Here is a 13,743-nt window from a genome sequence, read left to right on the forward strand (position 1 = left end):
CGCTCCTTAGCGAAGGGATCGGTGCTCGGCCACGGCGCGGTCGACCCAGCGGCGCGCCTGACCCAGGTAATGCGCCGGATCGAGCAGGCGATCCAGCTCGTCGGCGGTGAAGTGTCCGGTAACCACGGGGTTGTCGGCGAGCACCGCGCGCAGATGGCGCCCTTCGGCCACCGCCTGCTTGCAGCAGCGCTCGACCTCATGGTGCGCGGCGTAGCGGCCGATTCGCTGCGCCAGCGCGATGCTGATCGCCTCGGCAAGCACCAGCCCGCGGGTGAGTTCGAGGTTCGCCGCCATGCGCGCTTCGTCGAATTCGAGCGCGGGCACGGCGACCCGCGCCTGCTGCAAGGCGCCGGCGACGAGGCAGCAGAGTTCGGGCAGCGTCTCCCACTCGGCGTGCCAGAGGCCGAGGCTGCGCTCGTGTTCCTGCGGCATGGCCGAGAGCATCGTCGCGACCAGACCGGGCGCGCGCGTCGCGGCGGCGATCATCACCGCGCTGCCGACCGGGTTGCGCTTGTGCGGCATGGTCGAGGAGCCGCCCTTGCCCGGCTCCGCGGGTTCGAAGACCTCGCCGACATCGGTCTGCATCAGCAGCGAGAGATCGCGCCCGAGCTTGCCCAGCGAACCGGCGACGAGCCCTAGCAGGCTGGCGAACTCCACCAGCCGGTCGCGCTGCGTATGCCAGGGCTGGTCCGGCAGGTTCAGGTCCAGCTCGCGGGCCAGCGCCTCGCTCACCGGCCAGGCCTGCGCGCCCAGTGCCGCCAGCGAGCCGGAGGCGCCGCCGAATTGCAGGCACAGCAGCCGCGGCTTGAGTTCGGCCAGGCGCTGGCGGTGGCGGGTGATCGCCCCGAGCCAGCCGGCGATCTTCATGCCCAGGGTGACCGGCGTGGCGTGCTGCAGCCAGGTGCGGCCGCTGATCGGCGTGGCCGCGTGGCGCTCGGCCTGCACAGCCAGCGCATCGGCGAGCTGGACCAGATCAGCGTCGAGCAGCCCGATGGCCTGGCGCAGTTGCAGCACCAGCCCGGTGTCCATGACGTCCTGACTGGTGGCGCCCAGGTGGACGTAGCGCTCGGCCTCCGGGGCCGTGGCCGCGATCTGCCGGCCGAGCGCCTTGACCAGCGGAATCGCGGAATTGCCGGCACTGCCGATGGCCTCGGCCAGTGCCGCGAAGTCATAGCGCTCGGCCCGGCAGGCCGATTCGATCGCCGCCACGACGCCGGACGGAATCACGCCCACCGCCGCCTCGGCGCGCGCCAATGCCGCCTCGAAATCGAGCATGCCCTGCACCCGGCCGCTGTCGGAGAAGACCGCGCGCATGGCCGGTGCGGTGAAGTAACGATCGAACAGCTGGTTGCTCGGCAGGTTCACGCCAGACCCTCGTTGATTGCCCAGGCCGTCGGCGGCACGGGCGCTTTCGTGTGTGCGCCAATCCTAGTCTGTCGGCGCCGGTTAGCGCTCGAGCGGCGCGGCGGCTGTTCGCGAGCACGCCCGCGAATCCCTTACCGCCGTGCCCACCGGTTCGCCAGCAAGCTGGCTCCTACAGGCGCCCAGGCGCCGCGAACCGGGCTTCGTTCATGCCCATCGCGTGCAGCGGGCGCGCAGGGCAGATACCTGAGTCGGCCCGCAACGCGACGTGCACTTCGTAGGAGCGAGCTTGCTCGCGAATCTCCTTACGCCGTGCCCGCCGGTTCGCGAGCAAGCTCGCTCCTACAGGAGTCGCGAGCCGGGTTTCGTGCATGCCCATCGCGTGCAGCGGGCGCGCAGGGTAGCTGCCTGAGTCGGCCCGCAACGCGACGTGCACCCCGTAGGAGCGAGCTTGCTCGCGAATCCCCTTACCGCCGTGCCCACCGGTTCGCCAGCAAGCTGGCTCCTACAAGAGCCCAGGTGCCGCGAGCCGGGCTTCGTGCATGCGCATCGCGTGCAGCGCGGGCGCGCAGGTAGATGCCTGAGTCGGCCCGCAACGCGACGTGCACTTCGTAGGAGCGAGCTTGCTCGCGATCCCCTCACGCCGTGCCCACCGGTTCGCCAGCACGCTGGCGCCTACGCAAAGCCCGCGGCAGGCGTCAGACGCGCTCGACCGCCAGTGCCACGCCCTGCCCGACGCCGACGCACATGGTCGCCAGGCCCAAGGTGCCACCGTTCCTTTCCAGCCAGTGCACGGTGCTCAGCACGATGCGCGTGCCGCTCATGCCCAGCGGGTGGCCGAGGGCGATGCCGCCGCCCTGCGGGTTGACCTTGTCGCTGTCGTCCGGCAGGCCGAAGTCACGCACGCAGGCCAGCGCCTGGGCGGCGAAGGCTTCGTTCAGCTCGATGACGTCGAAGTCCTCGACCGTCTTCCCGAGCCGGCCGAGCAGCTTGCGCACCGCCGGGATCGGGCCGATCCCCATGACCCGCGGCTCGACGCCGGCCGAGGCCATGCCGAGGATGCGCGCACGCGGCGTCAGGCCGTATTTTTCCACCGCCTCCTTAGAGGCCAGGACGATCGCCGCGGCGCCATCGTTGACGCCCGAGGCATTGCCGGCGGTGATGGTCTTGTCCGGGCCGTTGACCGGCTTGAGCTTGGCCAGCGCTTCGGCGGTGGTATCCGGGCGCAGGTGCTCGTCGGCATCGACCACCGTCTCGCCCTTCTTCGTTTTGATCACCACCGGGACGATCTCTTCGGCGAAGAAGCCGGCTTCCTGCGCGGCCGCCGCGCGCTGCTGGCTGCGCAGGGCGAAGGCGTCCTGGTCGGCGCGCGAGACGTCGTATTCCTGGGCGACGTTGTCGGCGGTCTCCGGCATCGAGTCGATGCCGTACTGCTGTTTCATCAGCGGGTTGACGAAACGCCAGCCGATGGTGGTGTCCTCGATCTTCTGGGTGCGGCCGAAGGCCGTCTCGGCCTTGCCCATCACGTAGGGCGCGCGCGACATCGACTCGACGCCGCCGGCCAGCACCAGCTCCGCCTCGCCCGCAGCGATCGCGCGAAAGCCCGCGCCCACCGCATCCAGCCCGGAGGCGCAGAGGCGGTTCAGGGTGATCGCCGGCACGCTCACCGGCAGCCCGGCGAGCAGCGCGGCCATGCGCGCGACGTTGCGGTTGTCCTCGCCGGCCTGGTTGGCGCAGCCCATGTACACCTCGTCGATCGCCTCCGGCGCGAGGCCGGGGTTGCGCTCGAGCAGGGCCTTGAGCGGAATGGCCGCCAGGTCGTCGGCGCGCACGTTGGCCAGGCCGCCGCCGAAGCGCCCGATGGGCGTGCGCACGGCGTCGCAGATGAATACGTCGCGAGTCATTCGTCACCTCCTTTCTGACCGTGCGCCGCGGCGGTGCGGGCTTCGAGGGCACGCAGCGCCTCGAGTTCGGTCGTGTTGGGTTCGGCGGTCACCGCCACCTGATCGGCGAAGCGAATGGCCCAGCCGGTGTTCTCGATCACCTGCTCGCGGGTAACGCCCGGATGCAGCGAAGTGACCACGAACTCGTTGGACCCGGCCTCGGGCTCCATGATGCACAGATCGGTGATGATCGCGACCGGGCCGGCGCCGGGCAGACCCAGGCGCTGGCGGTGGTCGCCACCCTCGCCGTGCCCGACCGAGGTGATGAACGCCAGTTTGTCGACGAAGGTGCGATGCGACTGTTTGAGGATGATCAGCACCTCCTTCGCGCTACCGGCAATTTCCGGCGCGCCGCCGGCGCCGGGCAAGCGAACTTTCGGCTGGTGATAGTCGCCGATCACCGTGGTGTTGATGTTGCCGAACCGGTCCACCTGCGCCGCGCCGAGGAAGCCCACGTCGATGCGCCCGCCTTGCAGCCAGTAACGGAAGATCTCGCCGGTCGGCACCACGGTGTCGGCGGTCTCGGCCAGCTCGCCATCGCCGATCGACAGCGGCAGCACGCTCGGCTTGGCGCCGATCGGGCCGGATTCGTAGATCAGCACCACGTCGGGCGACGACGTCAGTCGCGCGAGGTTGGCGGCCTTGGACGGCAGGCCGATGCCGACGAAGCAGACCGCGCCGTTCTTCAGCCGGCGGGCGGCGGCCACGGTCATCATTTCACTGGTCGAATAGGCGCTCATCAGTTGGCCTCCCCGGCGTTGGCGTGGGCGAGCTTGTGCCGGAACTCGGCGTAGTCACGGGTGCCGCGGACGTACTCGTCGACCCAGGCGTTGAAGCTATCGCGGTCGCGGGCGATCGGGTCCCAGGCCTGGTAGAAGCGGTTGTCGCGCTCGTAATAGCCGTGCGCATAGGACGGGTGCGCCCCGCCCGGCACCTCGCAGACGGCGCTGATCGCCCAGGTCGGCAGCACGCAGGCGTTCATCGGCGCATTCAGGTCGTCGACGACCTCTTCGACGGTGACGATGCAGCGCTTGGCCGCCAGGGCCGCTTCCTTCTGCACGCCGAGGATGCCCCAGAGCAGCACGTTGCCCTTGCGATCGGCCTTCTGCGCGTGGATCACGGTGACGTCCGGGCGCACGCTCGGCACCGCCGCCAGCACTTCGCCGGTGAAGGGGCAGGTCACGCTCTTGAGCATGGGGTTGACCGTCGGCAGGTCGGAGCCGGCGTAGGCGCGCAGCACCGCGAAGGGCAGCCCGGAGGCGCCGGCGACGTAGGCGTTGGCGAGGTCCGCGTGGCTGTGTTCTTCGATTTCCAGCGGCTGCGGCCAGCCCTTTTCGACCGCGTCGCGCAGGCGGTGCAGCGAGCCGACGCCGGGGTTGCCGCCCCAGGAGAAGATCAGCTTCTTCGCGCAGCCGGCGCCGATCAGGAGGTCATAGACCAGGTCGGGGGTCATGCGCACCAGCGTCAGGTCGCGCTTGTTCTGCCGGATCAGCTCGTGCGAGGCAGCGGTGGGAATCAGGTGGGTGAAGCCTTCGAGGGCGACGGTATCGCCGTCATGCACGAAGCGCTGGACGGCTTCGGACAGGGAAAGGAGATCGGCCATGGGAATTCTCGTGGTTGGGTTCCGGCATTCCGATGTCTATCGGGTGACAGCACGTTACCCAGCCGCCCCCTGAGCGCCAATCCGATAATCGACTATTGGTGCGTTTATCGAACGGTATCGTTTCGGTGCTCGATCGCCCCGTTCGGCGCGCCACGACGACAAAGGCCGCGCCACGGTTGCCCGGGCGCGGCCTTCGGCGATCGGCGCTTCAGCTGTACAGGCGGGCGCTCAGCTCTCGGCTCGCCTCGAGCAGCGGCGGCAGAAAGCGCTGCTCCAGTTCGTGGCGGCTGACGCGACCGGCGTGGGTGCCGACGTTCAGCGCCGCGAGCACCTGCCCGGCGGAGTCACGTACCGGCACGGCCAGCGAGCGCAGGCCGACTTCCAGCTCCTGGTCGATGATGACCCAGCCTTGCCGGCGAATCGCCTCGATGCTGGCGCGCAGCGCCTCGGGCGTGCTGACGGTGCGGCTGGTCTTGACCTGCAGTTCGGCGTGCTCGATGTATTCCTCGAGCGCCGCGTCATCCAGCGCCGCCAGCAGGATGCGGCCCATCGAGGTGCAGTAGGCCGGCAGCCGGCTGCCGACGCTCAGGTCCACCGAGATGAGCCGCTGCGGCGTCGCCGAGCGCGCGATGTAGAGAATCTCGTCGCCCTCCATCGTCGCCATCGAGCAGGCTTCGTGCAGTTGCTCGCTCAGGCGATCGAGGATCGGCTGCGCGGTCACCGCCAGCGGCGTCGACGACAGGTACGCATGGCCAAGGGTGAGCACCTTGGGCAGCAGCGAGTAGGTGCGCCCGTCGGTGGTCACGTAGCCGAGCTTCATCAGCGTGTGCAGGCAACGGCGCACGGCGGCGCGCGGGATCTCCGTGCGGTGGCTGATCTGCGCGATGGTCAGGTGGCGCTTGCGCTCCTGAAACGCATGGATGACCGCCAGGCCGCGCGCCAGCGAGGTCATGAAGTTGGGGTCGCCGGTGAAGGCTTCGATGCGTTTGGCCGGCGAGGCGATGATCGGCGGCGCGAGCGGCGTGCCGGAACGGTCTTCGTGCATGGAGGGCTCCCTGGGCTGCGCGATTATCGGACTTTAGTTCGGTAATCGAAATGCAGCCAGCCCCCAGCCGCCGCGCTCAACCCAGCCAGCCGAGGAACAGGCTGATGGTCACGAAAGAGGACACCGTGGTCACCACCAGGGCCGCGGCGCAGCGACCTTCGAGGCCGAAGCGCTGCCCCAGCAGCGGGAAGACGCTCATCATCGGCGCACAGGCGAACAGCACCCCCGCGGTGGCGAGCGACGGCTCCATGCCGCCGATCAGCGTGAAGCAGGCCAGCACGGCCAGCGGGTGCAGCACCAGCTTGCCGACCCCGAGCTGCGCCGCGTCGGCCAGCAGCCCGCGGGTCTTGAGCCCGTAGAGGCTCGCGCCGATGACGAACAGGGCTACCGGCGCGGCCGACAGCGCGAGCATCTCCAGCACCTTCGCCGGGATGGCCGGCAGCCGCACGCCCAGTAGCGCCAGCGCCAGGCCCAGGGAGATCGCCAGGATGATCGGGTTGCGCACCAGCCGCAGCCCGGTCTCGCGCAGCGCCGCCGCGGCGCCACGACCTTTCTGCTCGCCCAGCTCGGCGAGCATCAGCGCCAGCGGGATCATCAGGAGGTTCTCGACCATCATGTTCAGCGCCATGGCGACGGCCGCGGTCGAGCCGAGCGCCATCGCCGCGATCGGGTAGCCGATGAAGCCGCTGTTGGAGACCGACATCCCCATCGCGGTGATCGCGCTGGCGGTCAGGGTGTCGCGCCGCACCAGCCGCGCGAAGGCCAGGCCGCCCCAGAACACCAGCTGCGAGGCCAGCCCGTAGGCGATCACGTAATGGGCGTCGAACACTTCCTCGAGCGGCCGGTCCAGCAGCGCTTTCATCACCAGTGCGGGCAGCGCGAAGGTGATGACGAACTTGCCCATGCCGGCGACCTGCTCGCGGTTGACGATGGCGAAGCGCGCCGCCAGGTAGCCGATGCCGATCAGCACGAAGATGGGCGCGGTGATGCCGAGGATCTGGAGCATGTGACGACTCTGAAGGACGTCCGTCAGGGACGGGATGCAAGCTGGGCCAGGCGACTGGCCGTGCGGGCGAGATCGGGGTGCGCGGCGGGATCGAGCAGCGCCTCCCGCGGCGCGGTACCGACCAGTGTCAGGTGCAGGTCCGCATCGTAGACGATGTCGATGAAATTCACGAAGCGTTGTATGACGTCCGTTCTTTCCCCGTGCAGCGGCGCCAACGGCCCGACCACCAGCCGGCGGAACTGGTCGCACAGCCAGAGGTAGTCGCGGCTGGAGCGCGGTTCGCGAAACAGCTCGTCCACCGTCAGCCAGGCGGTGTCGCCGTCTCGGGCCAGCAGGTGCAGCGGGCGGTGATGGACCTCGCACGCCACGTCGCGGGTTGCCTGCGGTCCGGGCGCCGGCGCGCCGGCGAGCCAATCGGTGGCCTCGGCCTGCCGGTAATCGCCCCAGCGGTAGTCGCCGCGCTGGCGGTAATCCTCGCCGCCGTCGAGTTCGAGCACCTGGAAGCGGCGCTCGATCAGGGCGATGGTCGGCGCGAAGCGTTCGCGGTACAGCGGATTGGGGCAAAGGCCGCGCGGGGCGTAATTGGACGTGCAGACCAGCCCGACGCCCGCCTCGACCAAGCCTTCCAGCAGTCGCCCGAGCAGACGGGCGTCGCCGATGTCGTGCACGTGGAATTCATCGAAGCACAGCAGCCGGGTCCGCTGCGTGATCGCCTCGGCGAGCAGCCGCAGTGGATCGGGTCGACCGGCGAACTCGGCGCTGCGCACCTGGACTTCCTGGAGAAAGGCATGGAAGTGCACGCGGCGCTTGTCGGCGACCGGCGCGGCCTCGAAGAAGCGATCCATGACGAAGCTCTTGCCGCGCCCGACCCCTCCCCACAGGTAGACGCCGGCCGCCGGCTGGCGGCGCCAGCGGCGCGGGCGCAGCCGGGCGTCCAGCCAGTCGGCGAGCGCGTGCATGGCGGCCTTCTGTGCCGGATCGGGGACGAACGCACGATCAGCCAGCGCCTGTTCGAAGCGCTGGCCGATCAGGGTGGCCGTGGATGGCTGGTCGGCGGCAGGGCCGGCCGGATCGACGCTAGAAGTCAAAGAACACCGTCTCTCCTTCCCCCTGGATACGAATGTCGAAGCGGTAGGCCGTCTTGCCATCCACGTCGCAGCGGCGGGCGACCAGGGTCTCGCGTCGCTGTGGCTGTTCGATCAGGTTGAGTACCGGATCCTTCGCGTTGGCGTCGGCCTCGTCGTCGAAGTACAGCCGCGTCTGCAGGTGAATGTTGATGCCGCGGGCGAACAGCGAGACGTTGATGTGCGGCGCGGTGCAGGCGCCGCCGGCGGTCCTGACCGGGCCGGGCTTGACGGTGTGGAGGGCCCACTCGCCAGCATCGAAAGTGGTGGCGGTGCGGCCGAAACTGTTGAACGGCTTCTCGACGTCGTACACCGGGTCGTAATCGCCGTCGGCGTTGGCCTGCCAGAACTCCAGGAAGGAGTCGCGCACCAGGTGGCCATTGCCATCGTAGACGTTACCCAGCAGCAGAATGTGCTCGCCGGGCGCGCCAGGCTTGGCCATCTGGTTCCATATCTCGATTTCACGGGTCGGGTTGCCGGCCGCAGCCAGCGCCAGGCCGATGTGCACGTAGGGGCCGGCGGTCTGCGAGGGGGTTTCGGGCAGCAGTCGAACGGGCATGCGGGCGCCTCCTCAGCGGTTTTCGAAGTGGGTCTTGCGCTGGCCGCGCAGGACGATGTCGAAGCGATAGGCCAGGCAATCCATCGGGATGGCCATGCCCATGTCGAGCCGTGCGATCAGCGTGTCGACCGCCTCGGGATTGGCGATGGACTTGACGATCGGACACAACGGGATCAGCGGATCGCCTTCGAAATACAGCTGAGTGATCAGGCGCGTGGAAATCGACGGACCGCTGACCGAAACGTGGATGTGCGCCGGGCGCCAATCGTTGGGGCCATTGCGCCACGGGTAGGGGCCGGGCTTGACGGTGCGAAAGACGTACTGGCCGTCGTTGTCGGTGATCGCCCGGCCGACGCCGCCGAAATTCGGGTCCAGCGGCGCCAGGTAGCGGTCGTTCTTGTGCCGATAACGACCGCCGGCGTTGGCCTGCCAGATTTCCACCAGGGTGCGCGGGATGGGCTTGCCGTACTGGTCCATGACCCGGCCCGCCACGATGATGCGCTCGCCGACCGGCAGGCCGCCGTGATCGAAGTTCAGCAGCAGGTCGTTGTCATGCTCGCCGAACCGCAGGTGCGAGAAGTCCGGCCCGCTGGCCTCGGACAGGGATTGCGGAATGCTGACCAGCGCCTGGCGCGGCGAACGCGGCACCGATGTCTTGTAGTCGGGGGTCAGGGCTTTGGGGTGCCAGTTGCGGTCGCGCACGACAAAGCGGCTGCTGTCCACGGCGGACATGGCGAGCTCCTCTTGTAGGTTTTATGGAGGCCTGCGAGCAGGCGGACGGGCAGTGTCGGCCAGCCCGAGCGGATAGGAAAACTGAAAAATTGCGGCCAAGCCATAACCCATCGGTTATGGCTGTCAACGTGGAAGACGAGCGACCGGGCCGGCCGCCCAGGTTTCGCGCAACAGGTGACGCGCCGTCCAGGCGTCGCGCCATAACCGGCCCGACACCTGGAACCATGCTCAGACGGTGAACTGGGCGAACGGGTTGCGGCAGGGATAACGCCCCAGGTAGCTCAGCTCGTGCGAGTCGCCCGCCGCCTTGGCCAGGTAATCGGTGTGCGTCACGACGTGGGTGATGAGTTCACGCTCGAAACGATCGATCTGGTAGGCGGAGAAGCTCGAACCCAGCCCCAGCTCGTGCCCACGCTGGAAGGTGATCAGGCCGGCCGTGCGCTTGTCGCTGTAATCCTCGAGAAAATCGTCGACGAAGGCCTTCTGCTGGGCCGCGGCGACGCGGTAGTCGTGCCCCATGAGCCGCCGAACGGCCTCGGCGATGAAGCTGTAGCGATCCTGGTAGACGAACGCGGCGGTGCCGATGGCCGCGACCCCGAGGGTAGCGGCGGAAGCGACGAAGAAACGACGACGGTTCATGGCAGCTCTCCTCAGCCGAACAGGCGGTGGGCGGCGCGCAGCGACAGGGCCGCGGCGGTCAGGCTCGGGTTGGCCGGCGAACAGCTCGGGAAGGCCGCCGTGCCGACGACCACGAGGTTGCGCAGGCGGTGGTGGATCATCCCGGCGTCGATCACCGAGCCATCGCCGTCGACCCCCATGCGCAGCGTGCCCTGCACGTGCGACTCGGTCAGACGCCACTCCTTGAACTGGATCGACTCGACCGGCAACGGCGCCAGCAGCTTGTCCAGGTTGGCGAAGGCATGCTCGACGCCGCGCTTGCCGTAGTCCGATTCGCCCCGGTAATCGATGATCGCCTGGCCGGTCTCGGGATCGATGGTGACGCGGTTGTCGCGGTGCGGCAGGTCTTCGGAGGCGATCATCATCGGCAGGATCTCGCGGTGACGCCCCGGCTCCTTGCGCAGGCCGTAGGGCCAGCGATTCTCGAAATAGAGCAGCGCCGCCGAGCGCTCCTTGCGGAAGTCGCCGTCGTAGAAGAAGTAGTTCAGGCCGGTGGTGATGGTGCTGCCGTCGAAATTTTCGAGCCCGTCGAGGAACACCTCGAGGTTGGCGCCGACCTGCTCGTGCAGTCCGCGCCCGGTGTCGCCGTGATCCATGCCCGAGCGCAGCAGGATGGCCGGGCTCTGGATGGCATTGGCGCCCAGCACGAACAGGTCGCCCGAGACGTGGTGGGTCCGGCCGTCGTGCACGAACTCGACGCCCGACACCTGGCCGCCGCTGTACTCGAGCCGCTGGACCTGCGACTTCAGCACGACATCCACCTTGGGGTGGCCGAACAGGGTCGGGAATCCGTTCTCGGCGGTGAACTTGGCGTTGACGGGGCACAGGTTGCAGCTCGCGTTCGAGCAGCAGGCGCCACGGTGTTCGGTGGCCACGCGCGGGCGTGCCGTGGGCGTGATGAAGTGGTAATCGGGCATGGCCGCCTTCATCAGCCGGTCGATGGCCGTGCCACGGTGCGGCGGCTGCGGGAAGGGCGTACTGCGCGGCAGCACGCGCGCCATGTCCGGGTCGCCGGAAATCGACATGATCCGCTCGGCCTGGCCATAGAAGGGCTCGAGTTCGTCATAGCCGAACGGCCAGTCATGCCCAACGCCGTAGCGCGTACGGGTGGCGAAGTCGCTGGGGTGCAGGCGGGGCGTCTGGGAGAACCAGCAATTCATCCCGCCACCCAGCGCGATGGTGGTGTTCCAGGGCTTTTCGCCGAGGTTGCGGTAGGTGGAATCCGGCGTGATCAGGGTGTTGGACTGGCTCTGGATCTGCCAGGCCCAGGGGTGGAAGTCGCCCCACTCGATGACCAGGACGCGGCCCTTGAGTTTTTCGATGGCCTGGGAGAGGAAGAACGTCGAGCCGAATCCCGACCCAATGATCACCAGTTCGTAATGACCGCCTTCGACGGCCGCGGCGCTAACGCGGTTAAGCTCCATGAAAATTCCCTTTGGTGCAGCTTCCTCGTTGGCTCACCGCCTTGTCGCCAGCCCTCGAAGTTGCCTTGGACGGGAGCGGGCCACTACGCCGGTTCCCGTCGCTGGTTGAGCGAACGCCCCCGCATGCACGGGCACGTTCGCGGGTTCAGGTTTGCGACACGCCGACCGATGTGGCCTGGCGGGGCGTTGCCAGTGCGTCGACATCCTGCGCCGCGTGCTTGACCGCCTCGCCGAGCGAATCCTCGACCAGCCGCTCGCTCAGCTGTCGCTTGTAGTCGCTGGCTGCCCGCTCGGCGGCCGGCAGGCTGACGCCCGCGTTGCGCAGCGCATAGAAGAAGAACAGCGGGATACCGATCGCATAGCGCGAGAACAGCCGCTTGGGTTCCATCACCAGTCGGAACAGCCATTCCATGCCGATCTGCCGGACGAGCATGGGCGCACGCGGGAAGCGCTCGGCGGCGAAGTCGAGAATCGCACCGCCACAGATGAACAGCGCCGGGCCGTCCAGACGCTGGCGCAGCAACACGGCGATCTCCTCCTGCTTGGGCATGCCCATCGCCAGCACCACCACCGGGAAGTGGCCCGCGACGTGGCGCTCCATGACGAAGTCGACGTACTCCTCGGGGCTGCGGAAACCGTCGATCGCGGCGAACGGGTGCTCGCCGAACAGCGCCTTGGCGCCCTGGCTCAGCCATGGCTCCCGGGTGCCCATAGCGAAGAACTCGACGTTGCCGGCCGGATCGTCGGCCAGGTGGCTGAACAGCCGCGGAATGAAGTCCGAGCCGTTGAGGTTGGCGCCCGGCTCGAGCCGGTTGAACTTGCAGGCCATCTTGATACCGATGCCGTCGCGCAGCAGGCAGTCGACCTCCGTGAAGCTGTGGTAGATCCGCGGGCTGCGCTGGGCGAGGTTGTAGCCGTGCTGGTTGAGAAAGCCGAGGATGGTGGGCGTCTTCACCGCGCACAGTTCGGCGATCAGCGCGGCGATGTCCGACTCCTCCATCAGCCGAAGCCTGTTGATGAGAGGGTCGATGGCCTTGACCGGTAACTCATTCATAGCGGTATCCCTGAAGCTGGTAGTCCTGCGCGGCGATAAGACGGGGAGCGCTGCGTGGGTAGTTGTTCTGCGTAACGCCCCCCGCGCCTGCGGCATCGGGCGGGCAAACCGGTCGTGCCGGCCATCCTGACGGGCTTGCAAGGGCGGCGGGCGAGCCTGCCGCCGGTCTGTCTAGTTATTGATGTTCAAGCGGCGGGCTTGCCGGCCAGGCCGAACCGCGAGGCCAGGCCGCGGGCGGCGCCGACCAGCCTGCGCTTGAGCCCCCAGCCCTTGCGCACGGCCTTGGTCTTGAGCGCATGCAGGTTGCTCGGGGTGTACATCTCGTTGGTCTCGATGCAATACACCGGCTTCTTGGTGGCCTTCATGATCTCGATGGCCTGCTGCATCTCGCTCTCGACGAAGAGCGAGGCGTCCTTCTGCCGGGCGTACACCTGGGCCTTGAATTTGTGGTGCATGTTCAGCCGGCGCCGCTCGGCCGCGCTCGGCAGGTCCAGCATGTGCAGCTGGCCGTACTGCACGCCGTGCTCCGCGAGCCAGGCCTCCGTCTCGGGCCGGTACTTCTCGAGCCGGCTGGTCACCAGGTGGGCCACCTTCAGCGAGGGGATGTAGAGCGGGCGGGCACGGGTCAGGAATTTAAGGTAGTTCACCCCGTCGTCGTTGTCGTCGGCGGTCGGGTCCTCGCAGAGCACGCCGTCGATGTCCAGGCAGGCTTCGGACATGAAGTGGTGGTGCATGATGTTCCACTCGAACACCCGCGGCTGCTTGACGATCTCCATGCAGATGTCGACCTGCTGCTGGTTGTGCGCCTCGCCGAACGCCACCAGGGTGACGACCTCGCCGGCATACACCGCCCTGACGCGCTCGAGCGCTTCGAGCATGGACTTGCCCGAGGCGATGCTGTCGTCGACCAGCAGGATCTTGCGCGCCTGCTGCGGCAGGGTCATGTCATTGCGCTTGTAGGTCCGGGTCGAGCCTTTCTTCAGTTCGTCATTGCGCAGGAAGGCGTACAGGTCGGTCAGCGGCAGGTTCAGCTTCAGCGCGATGATGCTGGCGACCAGCATGCCGCTGCGGGGGATGCCCACCACCAGGTCGACATCCGGGGCGATGCGGCTCGCCGACTGGGTGCTGAGGTGGGACAGGTCCTTCAAGCTCCGGTAATTCATGTGCGTATCCAGGTGATGGTCATTGGACACTCCCTCGGTCGCTCGGGCTT

Annotated in this window: 13 protein-coding genes; all 13 read right to left on the minus strand. The window is 68.1% G+C overall.

Annotated features, from left to right (window positions below; genetic code table 11):
- Positions 1 to 6 precede the first annotated feature (6 nt).
- A complete protein-coding gene (locus D7325_RS04970) occupies positions 7 to 1,365 on the minus strand; it encodes a 3-carboxy-cis,cis-muconate cycloisomerase (protein ID WP_120994424.1) in 1,359 nt (452 codons plus the stop codon).
- 695 nt (positions 1,366 to 2,060) lie between these two features.
- Positions 2,061 to 3,266 (minus strand): 3-oxoadipyl-CoA thiolase, encoded by a 1,206-nt coding sequence (gene pcaF / locus D7325_RS04975; protein ID WP_120994425.1) that lies wholly within the window; start codon positions 3,264 to 3,266, stop codon positions 2,061 to 2,063.
- Entirely contained in the window at positions 3,263 to 4,045 is a 783-nt protein-coding gene (locus D7325_RS04980) for a CoA-transferase subunit beta (protein WP_120994426.1), read from the minus strand. The genes pcaF and D7325_RS04980 overlap by 4 nt, the downstream gene beginning before the upstream one ends.
- A complete protein-coding gene (locus D7325_RS04985; protein WP_120994427.1) occupies positions 4,045 to 4,908 on the minus strand; it encodes a CoA transferase subunit A in 864 nt (287 codons plus the stop codon). The genes D7325_RS04980 and D7325_RS04985 overlap by 1 nt, the downstream gene beginning before the upstream one ends.
- Before the next feature lie 208 nt (positions 4,909 to 5,116).
- Positions 5,117 to 5,953: an IclR family transcriptional regulator domain-containing protein gene (locus tag D7325_RS04990; protein WP_120994428.1), complete on the minus strand. Its 837-nt coding sequence runs from the start codon at positions 5,951 to 5,953 to the stop codon at positions 5,117 to 5,119.
- A gap of 76 nt (positions 5,954 to 6,029) precedes the next feature.
- Complete coding sequence (locus D7325_RS04995; RefSeq protein ID WP_120994429.1) at positions 6,030 to 6,959, minus strand: AEC family transporter; 930 nt, start codon at positions 6,957 to 6,959, stop codon at positions 6,030 to 6,032.
- 23 nt (positions 6,960 to 6,982) lie between these two features.
- Positions 6,983 to 8,047 carry a cell division protein ZapE gene (zapE, locus tag D7325_RS05000; protein ID WP_245962011.1) on the minus strand — a complete coding sequence of 355 codons (1,065 nt, stop codon included), beginning with the start codon at positions 8,045 to 8,047 and terminating at the stop codon, positions 6,983 to 6,985.
- The gene (gene pcaG / locus D7325_RS05005; protein ID WP_120994431.1) at positions 8,037 to 8,642 is read right to left on the minus strand and encodes a protocatechuate 3,4-dioxygenase subunit alpha; all 606 of its coding nucleotides are present in this window, start codon (positions 8,640 to 8,642) and stop codon (positions 8,037 to 8,039) included. The genes zapE and pcaG overlap by 11 nt, the downstream gene beginning before the upstream one ends.
- 12 nt (positions 8,643 to 8,654) lie before the next feature.
- Positions 8,655 to 9,374 (minus strand): protocatechuate 3,4-dioxygenase subunit beta, encoded by a 720-nt coding sequence (pcaH, locus tag D7325_RS05010; protein ID WP_120994432.1) that lies wholly within the window; start codon positions 9,372 to 9,374, stop codon positions 8,655 to 8,657.
- 228 nt (positions 9,375 to 9,602) lie between these two features.
- On the minus strand, positions 9,603 to 10,013 hold the full coding sequence (locus D7325_RS05015; protein ID WP_120994433.1) for a hypothetical protein: 411 nt from the start codon (positions 10,011 to 10,013) through the stop codon (positions 9,603 to 9,605).
- A gap of 11 nt (positions 10,014 to 10,024) precedes the next feature.
- Positions 10,025 to 11,476, minus strand: a complete 1,452-nt coding sequence (locus D7325_RS05020) for a GMC oxidoreductase (RefSeq protein ID WP_120994434.1) — start codon at positions 11,474 to 11,476, stop codon at positions 10,025 to 10,027.
- 145 nt (positions 11,477 to 11,621) lie between these two features.
- Entirely contained in the window at positions 11,622 to 12,530 is a 909-nt protein-coding gene (locus D7325_RS05025) for a WecB/TagA/CpsF family glycosyltransferase (RefSeq protein WP_120994435.1), read from the minus strand.
- A gap of 185 nt (positions 12,531 to 12,715) precedes the next feature.
- Positions 12,716 to 13,693, minus strand: a complete 978-nt coding sequence (locus D7325_RS05030; protein WP_120994436.1) for a phosphoribosyltransferase family protein — start codon at positions 13,691 to 13,693, stop codon at positions 12,716 to 12,718.
- Positions 13,694 to 13,743: the final 50 nt, after the last annotated feature.

Origin of the sequence: Stutzerimonas urumqiensis, assembly GCF_003640395.1 — a bacterium.
GTDB lineage: Bacteria > Pseudomonadota > Gammaproteobacteria > Pseudomonadales > Pseudomonadaceae > Stutzerimonas > Stutzerimonas urumqiensis.